This window comes from Belnapia mucosa, assembly GCF_016775475.1.
Lineage (GTDB): Bacteria > Pseudomonadota > Alphaproteobacteria > Acetobacterales > Acetobacteraceae > Belnapia > Belnapia mucosa.
The window spans coordinates 35,058-53,965 of sequence record NZ_JAEUXJ010000013.1 but is presented as its reverse complement, the minus strand read 5'-3'; the positions used below and the strand labels follow the sequence as shown (position 1 = coordinate 53,965).

General features: G+C 72.2%; 15 protein-coding genes. 8 read left to right on the top strand and 7 right to left on the bottom strand.

Annotated features, from left to right (window positions below; genetic code table 11):
• Positions 1-7: 7 nt before the first annotated feature.
• Both JMJ55_RS23305 and JMJ55_RS23300 read right to left on the bottom strand, forming a co-directional pair.
• A complete protein-coding gene (locus JMJ55_RS23305; protein ID WP_236033971.1) occupies positions 8-988 on the bottom strand; it encodes a Bug family tripartite tricarboxylate transporter substrate binding protein in 981 nt (326 codons plus the stop codon).
• 59 nt (positions 989-1,047) lie between these two features.
• Positions 1,048-1,614: a hypothetical protein gene (locus JMJ55_RS23300; RefSeq protein WP_202828017.1), complete on the bottom strand. Its 567-nt coding sequence runs from the start codon at positions 1,612-1,614 to the stop codon at positions 1,048-1,050.
• Between the two features lie 131 nt (positions 1,615-1,745).
• On the opposite strand from JMJ55_RS23300, the gene JMJ55_RS23295 reads away from it, so the two are divergent.
• Together JMJ55_RS23295 and JMJ55_RS23290 are read left to right on the top strand one after the other, a co-directional pair.
• Positions 1,746-2,720, top strand: coding sequence for a Bug family tripartite tricarboxylate transporter substrate binding protein (locus JMJ55_RS23295; protein WP_202828016.1), 975 nt, complete (start codon positions 1,746-1,748; stop codon positions 2,718-2,720).
• Positions 2,721-2,725: 5 nt separating this feature from the next.
• Entirely contained in the window at positions 2,726-3,694 is a 969-nt protein-coding gene (locus JMJ55_RS23290; RefSeq protein ID WP_202828015.1) for a Bug family tripartite tricarboxylate transporter substrate binding protein, read from the top strand.
• Between the two features lie 110 nt (positions 3,695-3,804).
• On the opposite strand, the gene JMJ55_RS23285 is transcribed toward JMJ55_RS23290, so the two are convergent.
• Both JMJ55_RS23285 and JMJ55_RS23280 read right to left on the bottom strand, forming a co-directional pair.
• Positions 3,805-5,469, bottom strand: a complete 1,665-nt coding sequence (locus JMJ55_RS23285; RefSeq protein WP_202828014.1) for a N,N-dimethylformamidase beta subunit family domain-containing protein — start codon at positions 5,467-5,469, stop codon at positions 3,805-3,807.
• Positions 5,470-5,502: 33 nt separating this feature from the next.
• Entirely contained in the window at positions 5,503-7,086 is a 1,584-nt protein-coding gene (locus tag JMJ55_RS23280) for an ABC transporter substrate-binding protein (protein WP_202828013.1), read from the bottom strand.
• Between the two features lie 236 nt (positions 7,087-7,322).
• Between JMJ55_RS23280 and lysA the strand changes: the two genes are divergently transcribed.
• The 6 genes from lysA (at position 7,323) to JMJ55_RS23250 (ending at position 14,364) form a co-directional block, all read left to right on the top strand.
• Positions 7,323-8,678, top strand: a complete 1,356-nt coding sequence (gene lysA, locus JMJ55_RS23275; protein WP_202828012.1) for a diaminopimelate decarboxylase — start codon at positions 7,323-7,325, stop codon at positions 8,676-8,678.
• Positions 8,679-8,749: 71 nt separating this feature from the next.
• Positions 8,750-11,302 (top strand): DUF4175 domain-containing protein, encoded by a 2,553-nt coding sequence (locus JMJ55_RS23270; RefSeq protein WP_236033970.1) that lies wholly within the window; start codon positions 8,750-8,752, stop codon positions 11,300-11,302.
• Entirely contained in the window at positions 11,302-12,264 is a 963-nt protein-coding gene (locus tag JMJ55_RS23265; RefSeq protein ID WP_202828010.1) for a cation diffusion facilitator family transporter, read from the top strand. The genes JMJ55_RS23270 and JMJ55_RS23265 overlap by 1 nt, the downstream gene beginning before the upstream one ends.
• Before the next feature lie 78 nt (positions 12,265-12,342).
• Positions 12,343-13,512, top strand: coding sequence for a zinc-dependent alcohol dehydrogenase (locus JMJ55_RS23260; RefSeq protein WP_202828009.1), 1,170 nt, complete (start codon positions 12,343-12,345; stop codon positions 13,510-13,512).
• Entirely contained in the window at positions 13,509-14,036 is a 528-nt protein-coding gene (locus tag JMJ55_RS23255; protein WP_202828008.1) for a cyclase dehydrase, read from the top strand. The genes JMJ55_RS23260 and JMJ55_RS23255 overlap by 4 nt, the downstream gene beginning before the upstream one ends.
• A 73-nt stretch (positions 14,037-14,109) precedes the next feature.
• A complete protein-coding gene (locus JMJ55_RS23250; RefSeq protein ID WP_202828007.1) occupies positions 14,110-14,364 on the top strand; it encodes a hypothetical protein in 255 nt (84 codons plus the stop codon).
• 48 nt (positions 14,365-14,412) lie between these two features.
• Here the strand turns inward: JMJ55_RS23250 and JMJ55_RS23245 are convergent, their stop codons facing one another.
• From JMJ55_RS23245 to cuyA, 3 genes are all read right to left on the bottom strand, one after another.
• Positions 14,413-14,829 (bottom strand): tellurite resistance TerB family protein, encoded by a 417-nt coding sequence (locus JMJ55_RS23245; protein ID WP_236033969.1) that lies wholly within the window; start codon positions 14,827-14,829, stop codon positions 14,413-14,415.
• 62 nt (positions 14,830-14,891) lie between these two features.
• On the bottom strand, positions 14,892-17,684 hold the full coding sequence (locus JMJ55_RS23240; protein WP_202828005.1) for an ATP-dependent DNA helicase: 2,793 nt from the start codon (positions 17,682-17,684) through the stop codon (positions 14,892-14,894).
• A gap of 178 nt (positions 17,685-17,862) precedes the next feature.
• On the bottom strand, positions 17,863-18,879 hold the full coding sequence (gene cuyA / locus JMJ55_RS23235) for a D-cysteate sulfo-lyase (RefSeq protein ID WP_202828004.1): 1,017 nt from the start codon (positions 18,877-18,879) through the stop codon (positions 17,863-17,865).
• Positions 18,880-18,908 lie beyond the last annotated feature (29 nt).

Genomic DNA, 18,908 nt, shown 5'->3' with positions numbered 1-18,908 from the left:
ACGAGGCTCAGTCGAGCCTCGCCCCGCTGCGCCGGACGATCTCCGCATGCCGGCGCAGCTCCTCCGCGAGATGCGCAGCGAGCCGCTCCGGCGGTCCGCCATAAAGCTCCAGCCCCGCCTCCTCCAGCCGCGCCCGTGCCGCCGCGTCGGCCAGCACCGCATTCGCCGCCGCATTCATGCGCGCGATGATGGCAGGCGGGGTGCCCTGCGGCGCCATGATCCCGAACCAGGTCCCGAAGGTCAGGCCCGGCAGGCCGAGCTCCGCCGAGGTCGGCACATCCGGCAGCTGCGGCACGCGGCGATCCGAGAGCATGGCGATCGGCACCACCTCCCCGGCGCGGATCTGCGGCATGGCGCCGGTGACCAGGTTGAACATCAGCTGGATGCGGCCCGAGAGCAGGTCGGTCACCGCCGGCGCCGGCCCGCTATAGGGCACATGCACGAGGTCGGTGCCGGTCTGCTGCCGATAGAGCTCCCCGGCCAGATGCATCGAGCTGCCATTGCCGGTCGAGCCGAAATGCAGCCGCCCTGGCTCGGCCTGCGCCAGCGCAGTGAACTCCGCCAGCGTATGCGGGCCGAGCGACTTGTTGACGACCAGGATGTTCGGGACATTGCCGACCAGCACCACCGGAGCGAAGTCCCGCACCGGGTCGAAGGGCAGGTCGCGATAGAGCGCCGGGTTGGTGGCCAGCGTCCCGGCCCATCCCCAGAGGAAGGTCGTGCCGTCGGGCGCGCTGCGGGCCGCGGCGGTGGCGCCGATATTGCCGTTGGCGCCGGCGCGGTTCTCCACCAGCACCCGCTGCCCGAGCTGCGCCTCCAGCGCCTGGGCCATGAGCCGCGCCAGGGTATCGGCGGTGCCAGCCCCGCCCAGGGTCGGGACGATCAGCCGGACCGGGCGGTCCGGCCAGGCCGGCTGTGCCCGCGCCCCGGATGCCAGCCCCGCCAGGCCGAGGGCCAGCGCGCCCCGTCGCCCCATGAATGCCGCCATTGCCCCCTCCGCCGGAATGAGGGGCGCAATCTGGCGTGGGCCGAGCCGGCTGCCCAGCCCTAGGCCGCCTGCTGGTCCTGCACCCAGACGCGCCGGGCGCCCTGGCTTTGCAGGAAGGCCTCGGCCTGGGCCCGCTCCTCATCCGTCAGGATCTGGATGCCGAGGGAAGGGCCGTCGGTCTGCAGCGTTTCCTCCGGGCGCCGGCCGGTATCGGTCGGGCTGGCGGCGGCGCCGGCCACCTCGCCCGCGGCCAGGGTCGCGGCCCCGGCCGCGGCGGCGGCGGCCACTGCCGGCAGCGCCGCGCCGCCGGTGGCGATCACGATCCCGGCCGCGAGCATCGAGGTCGAGGCGGTGCCGATGCCGACGAAATTCTGCCGCAGGTTGCGGCTGTCCGCGCCCTTCGGATTCTCATCCGGGGTGATGACCTGGTCGTTGTCGGCCGGGCGCTGTTCCTGCGGGGCGGCGGCGCGGGCCTGCACCGCCTGGAACCACTGTTCGGCCTGGAGCTTGGCCGCCACGCTGTCGAGCGTGCTGCGATCCGCAAATTCGCCCCAGACGACCGGGCCGGCCTGGGGCGTGTGGTCATATTCGCCCGTCCATTGGCTGCTGTCCGCGACGATGGCCATGCGCCTATCCCTCATGCACTGCTGGCCCGAAGCAACGCCCGCTGAGCCCGGATGTTCCGCGAATGGTGCTGGCGGGCGCCGCGCCCTGCCGCCTACACTCCTGGCAACGAATAGGGCAGGGAGGGCCGGGTATGGCGCGAATCACGCGGCGTGCGGCATGGGGGTTGGTGGCAGCGGGGCTGGCGGCGCCGGCGCTCGCGCAGCGGGCGGAATGGCCGCAGGGGCCGATCCGCTTCATCGGCATCTTCCCGCCCGGCGGCGGCACCGACATCCTCTCCCGCCTCTGGTGCCAGGCCATGGCGGAGCTGACCGGCGAGCAATTCGTGGTCGAGAACCGCAGCGGCTCGGCCGGGAATATCGGCACCGAGGCGATCGCCCGCAGCACGCCGGATGGCCGCACCATCGGCCTCGGCAGCGTCGCGCCGCTGGCGATCGGGCCGACGCTCTACAAGCGGCTGCCTTTCGATGTGACGCGGGACTTCACCTATATCGGCGGGCTTTGGCAGCTGCCGAACCTGCTGGTGGTGAACAACGACGTGCCGGCGCGGACGGTGCCGGAGCTGATCGCGCTGGCCAAGGCGCAGCCGGGCAAGCTGACCTATGCCTCCTCCGGCTCGGGCACCACGGTGCATCTCTCGGGCGCGATGTTCGCGGCCATGGCGGGGCTGGAGCTGATCCATGTGCCTTATCGCGGCGGGGCGCCGGCGCATGTCGACCTGCTGGCGGGCCGCGTACACATGATCTTCGACAATATTCCCCAGGCCTTGCAGGAGGCGAAGGAGGGGCGGGTGCGGGCCCTGGCCGTCACCGGGGCGAAGCGCAGCCCGCAGGCGCCGGAGATTCCGGCCATGGCGGAATTCCTGCCCGGCTTCGAGATCACCTCCTGGGGTTCGGTGGTGGCACCGGCCGGGCTGCCGCCGGCGATGGCGCAGCGGATCGCCACACTCAGCCGGCAGGTGCTGGCCAGCCCGGCGCTGGCCGCGCGATTTGAGGAGAACGGCGCCACCACCTGGCCGGTGGGGCCTGAGGAGCTGGCCAGCTTCCGCGCCGCGAACGAAGCGGCCTTCGCCCCCGTCATCCGCGCCGCCGGCGCGCAGGTGGATTGAGCGCCATGGTCTTCACTCGTCGCGTCGCCCTCGGCCTGCTGCCCGCCCTTGCCGCGCCGGCCCTGGCGCAATCCGGTGCCTGGCCGAACCGGCCGGTGCGCTACATCAACCCCTATCCGCCGGGCGGGCCGACCGACACGCTGTCGCGGATCTACTGCGCACGGATGTCGGAGATCACCGGCCAGCAATTCGTGGTCGAGAACCGCAGCGGCTCGGGCGGCAATGTCGGGGCGGATGCGATCGCGAAATCCACGCCGGATGGCTACACCATCGGCCTCGGCGGCATCGCCTCCCATGCCATCGCGCCGACGCTCTATCGCAGCCTGCCCTTCGATCCGGAACGGGACTTCACCCTGGTCTCGGGCCTCTGGCAGCTGCCGAACCTGCTCGCCGTGCATCTCGACCTGCCGGCGCGGACGGTGCCGGAGCTGATCGCGCTGCTGAAGGAGAATCCGGGCAAATACAGCTTCGGCTCGGCCGGATCGGGAACGACGCTGCATCTGGCTGGCGAGATGTTCCGGCAGCTGGCGGGCGTCGAGATGGTGCATGTGCCCTATCGCGGCAGCGCGCCGGCGCAGCTCGACCTCGTGGCCGGGCGCATTTCCATGATGTTCGACAACATCCCGGGCACGCTCTCGCTGGCGCGGCAGGGGCAGGTGCGGCCGCTCGCCGTCACCTCGCTCAACCGCAGCCCGGTGGCGCCGGAGCTGCCGGCGATCAGCGAATACCTGCCGGGCTTCGATGTCGTCTCCTGGACCTGCGTCTGCGGCCCGGGCGGGCTGCCGGCGCCGGTGGTGCAGCGGATGTCGGCGCTGACCAAGCAGGCGCTGGAGACCCCGGCCCTGATCCGCGCCTATGAGGATCTGGGCGCCAGCCCCTGGTGGACCGGGATCGAGGAGATCGCCAGCTACCGGACGGCGCAGAAGGACAGGCTGGCGCCGCTGATCCGCGCCTCCGGCGCCCGAGTGGACTGAAACTCCCCACAAAACCGCTTCGCGGCAAAGCCGCGGAAGGACACCGAACCGGGGCAGGTTAAGGCAACCGCTCTCAGGACGGCATGGGGCTGGCGCAGCCCCTGCCGTCCCTACCCCGCGGAGAAGCGATCCAGCACGTTCCGCGTGATCCGCTGCGTGTAGGCGCAGTTCCGCGTCAGCCCCATGACCCATTCGCAGCTGGCGGCCGTCAGCACCTCGCCCTGGCCGCGGCGCATCGAGACCATCATGCCGGAGCCGTGGAAGGACTTCTCCAACGTCTCTTCATTCACCGTGCCGTAGATCATCTCCGCCTTCTCGTGCCAGTCATGCACGCCGACATAGGGGCGGTAGCCATAGCTCTCGAGCGGCGATTCCCCCATGACGGCCGGCGTCATGGCGAGGATCTCGATCGCGGGCGGGGCGCCGTCCTCGCCGGTCGGGTAGGGCAGGCCGCGGCGGAAGGTGTAGTCGAGGCCGTCCACCTCGTAGCCGAAGATGCGGGCCTCGGCGCCGAAGATGTCGCCATAGGTCAGGTCGGTGCCGGCGAAGGCCCAATGCTCCGGCCGGTAGACGGTGAAGCCCCGGCTGCCGCGCGGCGTGAAGCGGCCCCAATTCGCATAGGTCCCGCCGAGCCCGTTCACCCCGACCGTCGTCGCGCCGGGCCAGCGGACATGGCGGTCCTCCCAGGCGGTGGTCAGGCGGGCGGTATCGCCGGTCTCTCGGATCGGGTCGCTCTCCGGCGCGTTGCTCTTATAGCAGACCTGGCGGAGTCCATCCGCTTCCAGCCGGACCTGCCAGGTGAAATTGGCCCCGAAGCGCGCGAAGCGGCCGCCCCGCTCGACGAAGGCCTCGATGGCGAGGCGCATCTCGCGCGTCCAGTATTCGTCATGGCCGACGACGACGACGCAGGCATAGTCGTCCAGGATCTCCGGAAATCGGTGCAGGTCGGCCTGGGTGATCCTGTCCACCGCATAGCCCTCGCGCTCCGCCCAGACCGCGAAGTGGCGGTCGTACTGCGCCCAGCCGGTCGCGGCGTAGAAATAGCCGTAGCCGTTCGCGTAGGCCCATTCCTTGAAGTCGTAGCGGGGCGTCTCCATCGGCTCGCCGAGGGCGGCGCAGATGCGGGGCGCATTGTCCGGCAGCTTCACCATCCCCCGCGTCCAGGGGCGCAGCAGGCTGAGGAGGGGCGACATGCGGTTGCCCTCCGGCCCATGCGTGCCGGCATAATGGTTGGCGCCGCCCCAGTCATTGTAGGCGGTGTAGGTGCAGGTCGGCAGCATGTGCAGGATGCGGCCGCGGCGCGTCCGGGCCGTGGGGCGGACGACGAAGAAATGATGCTGCACGAAGCGCCCGCCCTGCGCCCGGGCGACGCTCGATTCCACCAGGTAGAAGCCGGATGGCATGTCCTCCGGGATGGTCCAGCCATGCAGGACGGGCCAGCCGCAGCCGGTCTCGTAGGCACCCTTGGGCATCGGGGTGAACCGGCCGGGGAGGCCCTCGGCCCGGTGGACGACCGTGGGGTGCGCCCCGTCCCGCGTGACCTCGATGGTCCAGTCGGGGGCGTTGGTGCTGCCATGGAACTGGACGGTCTCGCCCGGCGCGTAGGAGAGGGCGTCGGTATAGACATGGATCTCGTGCCAGGCCGGATCCCCGCGCGGCGCCTCATAGGGCCGCATCTCCTGCCATTGGTGATCGCCCGGCGTCGGATAGATGCGGGCCGGGCCGACATTGACCGAGCGGTCGGCGGCGCCCGGCGGTTCCTTGTACAGCGGCATCGAGTGGTCCTGTGCTCAGTCGGGTTTCGCGGCTCAGCCCTTCCGGATGTTGTGGAAGATCGGGAAGCCGTCGAGCATGCCGGTGAGGGTGTTGCGATAGGCCGTCGGCTGGGAATAGGCGCCGGTCGGCAGATAGGGGATGTCCTCGAAGGCCTGGAGCTGGATCTCCCGCGTCAGGCGCTTCTGCTCTTCCAGCGTCTGCGCATCGAGGAATTGGCTCCGCAGCGCCTCCACCTTCGGCAGGTCGGGCCAGCCGAAGGTCCCGGCCGCGCCGGGGCCGCGGACATAGGACTGGGTCGCCGGGTTGATCGCGATGATGCCGGGGATGAAATTGCACCAGACGCTCCAGCCGCCCTTGTCGAGGCCGCCGCGATTGGCCAGCCGCGCCGCGACCGATCCCCAATCCGATGCCTGGTAGTCGAGATTGATCCCGACGCGGCGGAACATGTCGCCGGCGATCTCGCTCATGGAATTCATCACCGGGTGGTCGCTGGGCACGACGAAGACCACGCGCTCGCCCTTGTAGCCGGCGGCGTCGAGGTTGCGCTTCACCTGGTCGAAATTGGGCGCGCCCTGCATCGCCTCCAGCCCGGCCTCGGTCGCCAGCGGGCTGCCGGGCAGGAAGAAGCCGCAGCGATCATTCCAGAGCGAGCGGTCCTCGCCGATGACCGCGGTCATGTAGTCGGCCTGGCGGATGCCGGGCAGGAAGGCGCGGCGGATGGCCGGGTTGTCGAAGGGCGGCTGGAGATGGTTGAAGCGGATCATCCCCATCGCGCCGCTCTTGTCCTTCACCTCGACCTTCAGGGCGCGGGACCGGCGGAGCAGCGGCAGCAGGTCGGGGGTGGGCTGTTCCCACCAATCCATCTCGCCCTGCTGCAGCGCCGCGGCGGCGGTGGCCGCATCGGGGATGGTGTGCCACTCGACGCGGTCGACATGCGCGACCTTGCCGCCGGCGAGGAAGCTCGCTGCCTCCTGGCGCGGCTTGTAGCCGGCATAGCGCTCATAGACCGCCCGCGATCCGGCCATGCGCTCATTGGCGACCCAGCGGAAGGGGCCGCTGCCGACGATCTCGGTGACCTGCGTCGAGGGCGGGTTGCGCGCGAAGCGCTCCTGCATGACCGGGCAGAAGGAGGAGGGCTTGGCGAGTGCCGTCGCCAGCAGCGGGAAGGGCTTCTTCAGCTTGACGAGGAAAGTGCGGTCGGAGACCACCACCATCTCCTCGGTGATGGCGCGGATGTTCTGGCCGAGCACATCCGCCTGGGTCCAGCGGGTGATGCTGGCGATGGCGTCGCGCGCCAGGACCGGTGTGCCGTCATGGAAGGTCGGGCCCTCGCGCAGGGTGATGCGCCAGGTGCGGCCGTCATCCTCGATGACATGCCCCTCGACCAGCTGCGGCTGGGCGGTGAAGGACTCATCCAGGCCATAGAGCTGGTCGTAGACCAGCATGGCATGGGTTCGCGTGACCAGGGCGGTGTTGAACACCGGATCGAGCAGGGCGAGATCCGATTGCGGCACGAATTTCAGCACGCTGCGCGCCCCGGCCGTGCCCTGGGCACGGAGGACGGAGGGCGCGGCCATGACGGCCGCCGGCAGCGCGAGAAGGGTGCGACGCTTCATCAGCTTCTCCCATGATCAGGGCGGTTGAAAACCGGCGGTCCCGCCGTCAGCTTCTGGCGTGTGCTCCCCGTGCCGGGGTGTTCCTGGGCCTATCGACCTGCGCAGGCAGGCCGAGCATGCGCGCCCCAGCCGGCATCGCCAAGGGGCAGCACGGGCGGGACCGGCGCGGCGGCCCTGCCCGCCGGGGGCGGAGTCACCGCTTGTCCCGGGGCCTTCCCGCGCCGCACAATGGACCGATGGCCAGCCCGCTTCTCCTCGACCCCGCCCAGCCCGATCCCGATTTCGGGGATCTTCTTGCTGCCCGCCCGCATCTCTCGATGCATGCCCTCGATGGGCTGACGGTGGAGGAGGTGCCGCTGGCGCGCATCGCCGCCGCCGTCGGCACGCCCGCTTGGGTCTATTCCGCGGGCGCCCTGCGGCGCCGGGCGCGGGCGCTGACCGGGGCGCTCAAATCCGCCGGGCTGCGCGGCTCGGTGCATTATGCGGTGAAGGCCAATACCAACCTCGCCGTGCTGCGCGTCCTGGCCGGGGAGGGCCTGGGTGCCGATGTCGTCAGCGAGGGCGAGCTGCGCGCCGCCCGCGCCGCCGGCATTCCCGCCTCCGAGATCGTCTTCTCCGGCGTCGGCAAGACGGAGCGGGAGCTGCGCCTCGCCCTCGGCGAGGATATCGCCCAGATCAATGTCGAGAGCGCGGAGGAGGTCGAGATGCTCTCGGCCCTCGCCGCCTCGCTCGGGCGGGTGGCGCGGATCGGGCTGCGGGTGAACCCGGACGTCGATGCGAAGACCCACGCCAAGATCACCACCGGCCGGTCGGAGAACAAATTCGGCGTGGCCTTCGAGGATGCGCCCGCCCTCTATGCCCGGATGGCGGCGCTGCCGGGGCTGCGGCCGGTCGGCATCGCCATGCATATCGGCAGCCAGATCACCGCCGGCATGGCGGCCTACCGCGCCGCCTATGCCCGCATGGCCGAACTCGCCACGGCTTTGCTCGCGCGGGGCCTGCCGGTCGAGCAGCTGGATTGCGGCGGCGGCCTCGGCATCCCCTACCGCGACGAGCCGGCGCCGACGCCGGAGGCGCTGGCCGGCGCCATCGCCGCGACGCTCGGCCCGCTCAACCTGCCGGTGATGCTGGAGCCGGGGCGCTGGATCGCCGGCCCGCCCGGCCTGCTGCTCGCCTCCGTGGTGCTGCAGAAGCAGGGGACGGGGCGGCGCTTCCTCGTGCTGGACGCGGCCATGAACGACTTGGTGCGGCCTGCCATGTATGACGCCTGGCATGGCATCCTGCCGGTCTCGCCGCGGGATTTCGCCGCCGCCACCGCGCCGGCCGATGTGGTCGGGCCGGTCTGCGAGACAGGCGACACCTTTGCGCGGGGCCGTGCGTTGCCATCTCTGCAACCGGGCGCGCTGGTCGCCTTCCTCGATGCGGGAGCCTATGGCGCGGTGATGAGCAGCACCTACAACATGCGGCCCCTGGCGGCGGAGGTGCTGGTGGACGGCGCCCGCTTCGCCGTGGTGCGCGACCGCCAGACCCATGACGCGATCCTGGCCGGGCAGCGCCTGCCCGGCTGGCTGACCGAAGGGACCCAGCCCTGAGCGCCCCCCGCCCGGACGCGGCACTCGCCCGCCGGCGGCAGCTGGCGCGGCTGGCGCTGCTCTGGGAGGCATTGTGGCCCAGGCTCTGGCCGGTGCTGGCCGTGGTGGGCCTGTTCCTGCTGCTGGCGCTGCTCGACCTGCCGGGGCGGCTGCCGCCGGCGCTGCATTTGCTGCTGCTGCTGGGCTTCGCCGCGGCGCTCGGCCTAGTGGCCTGGCGGGCCTTCCGCGACTTCCGGGCGCCCGACCGGGCGGCGGCGGAGCGGCGGCTGGAGCGTGAATCCGGCCTGCGCCACCGGCCGCTGGCGGCGCTCGCCGACCGGCCGGCGGGCGAGGACCCCGCGGCCCTGGCGCTCTGGCGGGTGCATCAGGAACGCGCCGCGGCGCAGATCGCCCGGCTGAAGGTCGGCACGCCGCGGCCGGGCCTGCCGGCGCGCGACCCGCGGGCTTTGCGGGTGGCGCTCGGCCTGGCTCTGGTGGCCGGCCTCGTGATCGCGGGCGGGGAGGCGGGGGAGCGGCTGCGCCGCGCCCTGCTCCCCGGCTTCGCCGGCCCGGTCGCCGGGCCCGGCCTCCGGCTGGAGGCCTGGGTGACGCCGCCCGCCTATACCGGGGCGGCGCCGGTCTTCCTCGACCCGGCCGGCGGTGCCGCCACGGTGCCGGCGGGCAGCCGGTTGCAGGTTTCGGTCACCGGCGGCGGCGCGACGCCGCCCGAGCTGGTGACGGATAGCGCGGCCACGCCCTTCCGGGCGCTCGATGCCGCGAGCTTCGCTGCCGAGCAGGTGCTGGATGCGGGCATGCGGCTGGCGGTGCGGCGGGGCGGGACGGAGTTGGCGCGCTGGGCGCTCTCGGTCCAGGCCGATGCGCCGCCCGCCGTCGCCTTCGCCGAGCCGCCGGGCCGGGCCCAGCGGGGCCTCGGCACCCGCCTGCCCTGGCGGGCGGAGGATGACTGGGGCCTCGCCTCGCTCGGGGCGGAGCTGCGGCTGGCGGCGCGGCCGGATGCGCCGCCGCTGGTGCTCGACCTGCCCCTGCCGGGCGGCGCGCCGAAGACCGCGCGCGGCACGGCGCAGCCCGACCTCTCGGCGCATCCCTGGGCGGGGCTCGAGGTCGAGGCGCGGCTGCGGGCGCGGGACGGCGCCGGGCAGGAGGGCGCCTCGGAGCCGGCCCGGCTGGTCCTGCCGGAGCGGAGCTTCAACCACCCGGTGGCACGGCAGCTCATCGCCATCCGCCGCGGCCTGTCGCTGGCCCCGGCGGAGCGCCCGGCGGCACGGACGGCGCTGGAGGAGGCGATGCGGGCGCCGGAGGCTTTCGAGCACGACACCGCCACCTATCTGGCGCTGCGCGTCGCCCGGGCCCGGCTGATGAACGACCGCCGGCCGGAAGCGGTGGGCGAGGTGCAGGACCTGCTCTGGGAGACCGCCCTGGCGCTGGAGGAAGGCCGCGACGGCCGGACGCTCCGGGCCCTGCAACAGGCGCGCGAGGCGCTGCGGGAGGCCCTGGACCAGGCCGAGCAGGCGCAGCGCGAGGCGCAGAACGATCCCAACCCCGACCGGGCCGCCGAGCAGGCCGAGCGCCGGGCCGAATTGCAGCGCCGCATCCAGGAGCTGCGCGACGCCATCCGTCAGCACCTGGAGGCGCTGGCCGAGCGGCTGCAGCGCGAGAATGCCGAGGCGATGCCGGAGGGCAGCCAGAACCGGCTGATGGACCAGCGCGAGATGGACCGCCGCACCCGCCGCATGGAGCAGGCGGCGCGCGAGGGTCGCACCGAGGACGCCCGGCGGGAGATGGCCGAGCTGGAGGAGATGCTGAAGGCGCTGGAGGAAGGCCGCGCCCAGCGGGCCGAGAGCCCGGAGCGGCAGCAGCGGCGCGAGCGCGGCCAGCAGCAGATGGGCGTGGTGCAGGACATGGTGAAGCGGCAGAGCGAGATGCTCGACCGCAGCCACCAGCGCGCCGAGCAGTCCGAGCGCGACCGCGCCCAGCGCAGCCGGCCGCAGCGCCCGGGCCAATCCCAGCCGCAGCAGTCCCAACCGCAGCAATCCCAGCCGCAGCAGGGCGCGCAGGCCCAAGGGGCGCAGACACAGCCCGAGCCGGGCCAGCAGGATGGCCGCCGCCAGCGGGCACTGCGCCGGGCGCTGGGTGAGCTGATGCAGCAATTCGGCGACCTGACCGGCGAGGTGCCGGAAGGCCTCGGCCGCGCCGACCAGGCGATGCGGGAGGCGCAGGAGGCGCTCGGCGGCGGCGGCGATGCGCGGGACGCCCAGCAGCGTGCCTTGCGGGCCTTGCAGGAAGGCGGCCGGCAGATGGCGCAGTCCATGCAGCGCCAATTCGGCCAGCAGCAGCCCGGCGAGGGCGAGGAAGGCGACGAGCCCGGCGACATGGCCGGCGAGAACCAGCCCGGCGGCCAGGGCCAGGACCAGGCGCAGGGCCAGGGCGAAGGGCGGGACCCGCTCGGCCGCCGGTCCCGCGACGTGAACGGCAATGCCGATAACGGCGCTGATACCCGCGTGCCGGAGGAGGCGGAGATGCTCCGCACCCGCAAGCTCCAGGACGAGCTGCGCCGGCGCGGGGCGGAGCGGGAGCGGCCGACCGAGGAGCTCGACTATATCGACCGGCTGCTGAAGCGCTTCTGATGCCGCACGGGGATCATCACCACCATCACCATGGGCACGACCATGACCACGGTCATGACCATGGGCACGGCCATTCCCATGGTCCGGCGCCGGGCGAGCGGGGCTTCGCCCTCGGCATCTCGCTCAATCTCGGCTTCGTCCTGCTGGAGACGGTGGCGGGGTTGATCGCCGGCTCCATGGCGCTGCTGGCGGATGCGGGGCACAACCTGTCCGACGTGCTCGGCCTGGTGCTGGCCTGGGTGGCGGTGCGCCTGGCGCGGCGCCTGCCCGGCGGGCGGCGGACCTATGGCTGGCATCGCGGCACCATCCTGGCCGCGCTCGGCAATGCCATGCTGCTGCTGGTCGCCGTCGGCGCCATCGCCCTGGAATCCGTGCAGCGGCTGCTGGAGCCGGCGCCGGTCGCCACCGGCTTCATGATGGCGGTGGCGGCGGCCGGCATCCTGGTGAACGGCGCGACTGCGCTGCTCTTCGCCCGCGGGCGGGAGTCCGATATCAACCGACGCGGCGCCTATCTGCACATGGTGGCGGATGCTGCCGTTTCGGCTGGCGTGGTCGTGGGCGGGCTGCTGATCCGGCTCACTGGCTGGGACTGGATCGATCCGGTGGCCGGGCTGGTGATCGCCGGCGTCATCCTGGTGGGCACATGGGGGCTGCTGCGGGAATCGGTCGATCTCGCCATGGATGTGGTGCCGCGCGGGATCGAGCCGGAGGCGGTGCAGGCCTGGCTGGCGCAGCAGCCCGGCGTCGCCGAGGTGCATGACCTGCATATCTGGGCCCTCTCGACCACCGAGACGGCGCTGACCGCGCATCTGGTGCGGCCGGGGGCGGCGCTGGATGACGGCTTCCTCGGTGCCGTCCAGCACGGGCTGCGGGAACGCTTCGGGATCGGCCATGCGACGCTGCAATTGGAGCAGGGCGATCCGGCGCATCCCTGTGCGCTGGCGCCGGCCGAAACCCTCTAGCACCGTTCCACGGCCGGGCCGACAACCCGGAGAGGTGGCATCGCGTTCCTCCCCGCGACTCTGGGAGAGAGACACCCGATGCGCGCACTCCGTTGGCACGGCAAGCAGGATATCCGCTGCGACACCGTCCCCGACCCGAAGATCGAACATCCGCGCGACGCGATCATCAAGGTCACGTCCTGCGCCATCTGCGGTTCCGACCTGCATCTCTATGACGGCTTCATGCCGGGCATGGAGAATGGCGATATCATGGGCCACGAGACGATGGGCATCGTCGAGGAGGTCGGCTCCGATGTCTCGAACCTGAAGAAGGGTGACCGCGTCGTCATCCCCTTCACCATCTTCTGCGGCGAATGCGACCAGTGCCGGCGTGGCAATTTCTCGGTCTGCGAGCGGAGCAACCGCAACAAGTCGGTGGCCGACAAGGTCTTCGGCCACACCACGGCGGGGCTGTTCGGCTACACGCACCTGACCGGCGGCTATCCCGGCGGGCAGGCGGAATATCTGCGCGTGCCCTTCGCCGACAAGACGCATATCAAGGTGCCGGGCGGCATCCCGGACGAGACGCTGCTCTTCCTCAGCGACATCTTCCCGACCGGCTGGCAGGCCGCGGTGCAGTGCGACATCCAGCGCGACGACACCGTCGCCATCTGGGGCTGCGGGCCGGTCGGGCAATTCGCCATCCGCTCCGCCCTGCTGCTGGGCGCGAAGCAGGTGATCGCCATCGACCGCGTGCCGGAGCGGCTGGCGATGGCCGAGGCGGGTGGCGCCACCGTCATCGACTTCTCGAAGGACAGCGTGGTCGAGCGGCTGAACGAGCTGACGCGCGGCAAGGGCCCGGAGAAGTGCATCGACTGCGTCGGGCTCGAGGCGCATGCGACGGCGACGATCGACAGCATGTATGACCGCGCCAAACAGGCGGTGATGCTGGAGACCGACCGGCCGCATGTGCTGCGGGAGATGATGTATGTCTGCCGCCCCGCCGGCACTCTCTCCATCCCCGGCGTCTATGGCGGGCTGCTCGACAAGGTCCCCTTCGGCATGGCCATGAACAAGGGCCTGACCTTCCGCATGGGCCAGACCCATGTGAACCGCTGGACCGACGACCTGCTGCGGCGGATCGAGCAGGGGCAGATCGACCCGTCCTTCGTCATCACCCACAAGGTCGGGCTGGAGGAGGGGCCGAACATGTACAAGACCTTCCGCGACAAGCTGGATGGCTGCATCAAGGTGGTGCTGAAGCCATGAGCGGCCCCTTGCAGCCGCGCCAGGCGCGCGGCCTCGCCCAGGGCCTGGGCTGGTTCAGCATCGGCCTCGGCCTGGTGGAAGTGCTGGCGCCGCACCGCGTCACCCGCGCGACCGGGCTCGAGGGGCATGAACGGCTGGTCGCCAGCTATGGCCTGCGGGAGATTGCCACCGGGATCGGGCTGCTGACGACGCGCGATCCCCAGCCCTGGCTCTGGGGCCGGGTCAGCGGCGATGTGCTGGATGTCGGCACGCTGGCGGCCGGGCTGCGGCCCGGCAATCCGGAGCGGGATCGCTCCGGCATGGCGCTGCTGGCAGTGCTCGGCGTCACGGCGCTCGACCTCGCCTGTGCGCTGGCGCTGCGGCCCTCGCGGAAGCCGCCGCTGCCGCTCTCCGCCTATCGGCGCCGCAGCGGCCTGCCGAGGCCGCCGGGGGCGATGCGTGGCGCGGCGAGCGACTTCGTGGTGCCGGCGGATTTCCGCACGCCCGACGCGCTGCGCTGGCCGGCGCCGGCGGGGTCGCGGTAGCGGATCAAACCCACCGCCGGCCGGGCCGTTCTGACCCGGCTAGCGCCCGCATGACAGCACAGGAGCCGCGACCATGAGCAAGCCCCGCACCACCGAGAAGAACGACGACAACACCGGCGGCGGCCCGGGCAGCAGCCATCAGGGCGGCTCGCACGGCCACGCCACACGGTCGCAGGACAAGTCGAACAGCGACACGACGCGGGAGCCGGGCACCTCAACCAATCCCGACCGCTCCCGCGTCTCGGGCGGCGGTGGGGAGCGCGATGTGGCGCATACCCATGACACCGCGACCAAGAGCTCGAAGCACAGCAGCTCGAAAATCGACTGAGCTTGCCTGCTGACCCCGGCGTGCCGCGGCATGCCGGGGACTTTTTTTTCAGATCACCTGGTACCGCGCCCGCGCCGCCCGCTCGATCGCGCCGGCGACCAGCCGGTCGATATCCATGGCGATGCGGAAGTCCTGGAGGAATTGCAGCTCCTCCTGCGTCAGGTCGCCATCGGCCGCCGCCACCTCGCAGGCCAGCAGATAGGCCGTTTCGCGCAGCCGCGGCGGCAGGGCCTCGCGGATCAGGGTGCAGGCGCGGTCCAGCCCGTCGGCCCGGTCGAGCAGGGTCAGGCAGGTCTCGGTCACGCTCGAGATGCCGCTCGGGTGGAAGTCGCTGAAGGCCGGCAGGGTCTGCACCAGCCGGGACATCATGGCGAGCTCCGCATCCGACATCATGCGGTCGGAGGCCGCCATCAGCACCATGGCGCAGACCAGCGCCTCCTGCGGGTTGAAACGGGTATTGGGCATGGGGCCTCGCTTTCCGCCCCGGTGGTCGCGCGATGGGGCGCCGGCGTCAACTCGCCTCTCCGTCATCCTTCTGCCAGGAAAGCCCGGGTTTCCGCCACCACCGTGGCGAGGCCGGCGCGGCGCAGCGGCACCCCCTCCGGCAGGCCGGCCAGCAGGCGGGTGGGGCAGGAGCGGTCGAGCAGGACGAAGACGCCGCGGTCATCCGCCCGGCGGATCAGCCGGCCGAAGGCCTGGCGCAGCCGGTGCCGAGCCAGCGCATCGTCATAACCCTTGGGGTCGCCGCCCGAGAGATGGATGCGCCTCTCCCGGTGCAGGATGGAGGGGCGAGGCCAGGGCACCCGGTCGAAGACCAGCAGGCGCAGGCTGCGGCCGGGAACATCGACGCCATCGCGCATCGCATCCGTCCCCAGCAGGCAGGCATTCTCCTCGGCGCGGAAGACATCGACCAGCGTCGCATTGTCCATCGCGTCCATGTGCTGGGCATAGAGCGGGATGCCCGCCGCCTCCAGCCGGGGCGCCATATGGCGGAAGCCGTCGCGCAGCCGGCGGATGGCGGTGAAGAGGCCGAGGCCCCCGCCGCCGGCCGCCAGGAACAGCGCCCCCATCGCCGCCGAGACCTGGGCCGAGCGGGTCTTGTCCACATCCGTCACCACGAAGGCGCGGGTGCGGGCGGCATAGTCGAAGGGTGAGGGGAAGGCAGCCCGGATGGCCGGCGCCGCCAGGTGGCTGGCGCCGGTCCGGGCCTCGGCGGCGATCCAGTCGGCCTCCTGGTCGGTGCCGAGACCGGCATCGCGCAGCGTCGCGGAGGTGACGAGCAGCCCATGCGCCGGGGCGGCGACGGTCAGGGCGAAGGGCGTGGTCGGGTCCAGCCAGTGGCGGTGCAGCCCGGCATCCACCTCCCGCCCCTCGCGCCGGGTGAGCGCCAGCCAATCGACATAGGTGCGGCGCTCACCAGGGGAGGGCGGCGGCTCCCGCAGGGCGCGGAGCATGCCCTGCCAGGCGGCGAGCGGCATCAGGGCGCGGCGCTCGATCCCCTTGGCGGCGGTTTCCAGCCGGATGCGGTCGGTGGTCTCCAGCTCCTCGACTTCATCTTCCAGCCGCTCCATCAAGCGGTCGCGCAGCCGGGTCAGCGGCTCCTCGATCCGCTTCAGGGCGCGTTCCAGCGCCTCCCCGGCCTCGGGCAGGTCCTCGCCGAGCGGGTGGAGGTCGCATTGCACGTCATAGAGCCCGTCCTCCTCCGGTGCCCGGGCCAGGACCTGGCGGCGGACGGCGCGGAGGAAGATCTCGGTCGGGTTGGACTGCCGCTCCGCCGCGGCCTCCGAGGCGGGCTCGCGCGGCTCCTCCGAGAGGCGCGTCACCCAGCCGAGGCCGGGCAGGGCGCGGGCGGCGTGGAGGGCAGCCTCCATCGGCGGCAGCAGGTCGGGCAGGTCGCCGGCCAACTCCTCGATCCGGCGGCGCAGGCCGCGCGCGCGGCTGCGGCCGCCCTCGGCGCCGAGCAGCCAGCGGCGCAGCTCCGCCGTCTCGCCGCCGCACAATGCCGCGGAGAAGGCGGCATCGGCGGCGTCGAACAGGTGATGCCCCTCGTCGAAGACGTAGCGCAGCGGCCGGGCATCCTCCGCCCCGCCCTGCGCCGCCTGGACCATCACCAGCGCATGGTTGGCGACGACCAGCGTCGCGGTGCGGGCGCGGCGGATGGAATGCTCGACATAGCATTGCTTGTAGCGGGGGCAGGCGGAGCGGATGCATTCGCCCCGCCGGTCGGCCAGCGGCCAGATGGCGGCCGGGCCGTGCAGCTCGGCCACCCAGCCGGGGAAGTCGCCGGCCATCAGGTCGCCGTCGCGGGTCGCCAGGGCCCAGCGGGCGACGAGGGCCAGCGGCAGGGCGAGGTCGGCATGGCCGGCCTGGCCCACCATCTCCTCGAGGTTCAGCAGGCAGAGGTAGTTCTCCCGCCCCTTGCGCACGACGACGCGGCGGCGGCGCTCCTCCGGCTCAGGGTAGAGCCGGGCGAGTTCCTGGTCGATCTGGCGCTGCAGGTTGCGGGTGAAGGTGCTGATCCAGACCGGGGCGCCGTTGCGCTCGGCCCAGAGGCTGGCCGGGGCGATATAGCCGAGGGTCTTGCCGGTCCCCGTGCCGGCCTCGGCGAGGACCAGATGCGGGGTGCCGCGATCCTCGCGCGGGGCGAAGGCGGCGCTGGCGGCAGAGGCGTAGTCGGCCTGCTGCGGCCGCTGCTCGGATTCCTCGCCGAGGATATGGGCAAGGCGGGTGCGCGCCTCGGCGGGCGAGACATCGAAGCTGCCGGGGGGCTGGGCCGGCCCCGGATCCTCCCAGTCCGGCAGGCGGCGCCAGACCTTGTAGGGGTCGAGGGAGGGCTTCTCCCGATCGGCGCCGAGGGCGGCGAGGACGGAATCCGCCCAGGGCCAGTCGGCCACCTTCTTCAGATGCGCGGCGAGGATGGCGGCGTCGCGGTTCAGCGGCAGATGGCGGCCGGCGGCGAGGTGGCGCAGAAGGATGGTCGCCATCTGCGGCAGCAGGGCGGCGGCGGCCGCGTCATCCGTGGGCACGTCCAGGTCGAGCGCCATGGCCAGGCCGCGCGGCGTCGGCGCGGCCGGCCGCGCCGGCATGCAGAAGGCGAACAGCTCCAGCAGGTCGAAGGCCGCATCGAAGCGCGGCAGGTCGAGGCGGCGGGCGGCGGCGGGGGCATGGACCAGCAGCGGCGCGGCGCCGCCCAGCGCCTCGGCGAGGCCGGAGGCGGGCACCGCCAGCAGCTCGCCATCCGGGGTGAGGAGCGTGGCGCGGCCGAGACCGGCGACCAGGGCCGGGGCATCGGGCAGGAGAAGGCGCGGGGGCTGGGGCATATGTTCGCGCTTTACCCCAGAACCCGCGCCGGGTCTTTAGAACTCCCCACAAAACCGCTGCGCGGCTTTGCGGGGGCCCCGGATTGTCGCCCAGCGCCTGGGGCTTCGCACAGCCTTCCGCGGCGAAGCCGCGGAAGGACACCGGGCAGGGGCCGGTTTCGGTCGCCGGCGTGATGGATCAGGCGGCGATGTCGCCGGGCAGGCCGAAGGCCTCCGGATAGCCGAACAGGCCGGCCTGGCCGCCGGTATGCAGGAAGACCACGTTCTGACCTTTGGTGAACTGGCCCCGCTGGATCAGGTCGATCAGCCCGGCCATCCCTTTGCCCGAATAGACGGGGTCGAGGAGGATGCCCTCCTTCTGCGCCACCAGCTTCACCGCCTCGACCATGCCCTCGGTCGGCAGGCCGTAGCCCTGGCCGACATAGTCGCAATTGGCGACGACATGCTCCGGCTTGATGATCCCGGGCAGGCCGAGATGCGCGGCGGTGCGCTCGGCCAGGGCCAGGACATTGGCTTCCTGCTTCGGCTTCGGGGCGCGGACGCCGATGCCCAGCACCGGGATGCCGCTGTTCAGCGCGACCAGGCCGGCGACGAGGCCCGCCTGGGTGCCGGCCGAGCCGGTGGCATGGACGAGATGGTCGATGCGCAGCCCCATCTCGGCGGCCTGCGCCACCAGTTCCAGCGCCGCATTGACATAACCGAGCGCGCCGACCGGGTTGGAGCCGCCGCCCGGGATGACATAGGGCTTGCGCCCCTTGGCGCGGAGATCGGCGGCGACCGTCTCCATCTCGGCCTGCATGTCGGCCCCGCCGGGGCGGCGCGAGACCTGGGCGCCGTGCAGCTTGTCCATCAGCACATTGCCGGACTGGGTATAGGCCGCATCGGCGAAGCCGGTCCGGTCCTCCAGCAGGATCAGGCAGTCGAGGCCGAGCTTCGCCGCGGCGGCGGCGGTCTGGCGGGCATGGTTGGACTGGGTGGCGCCCTGGGTGATGAGCATGTCGGCGCCCTGGGCCTGCGCGTCGGCGCAGAGGAATTCCAGCTTCCGCGTCTTGTTGCCGCCGGTGGACAGCCCGGTGCAGTCGTCCCGCTTGATCCAGAGATTCGGGCCGCCGAGATGGCGCGAGAGCTGCTCCATCGGCTCCAGCGGCGTCGGCATGTGGCCGAGACGGATGCGCGGGAAGCGGGCGAGGTTCATGGCGGGCGTTCCTTTTTTTGATATCTGCG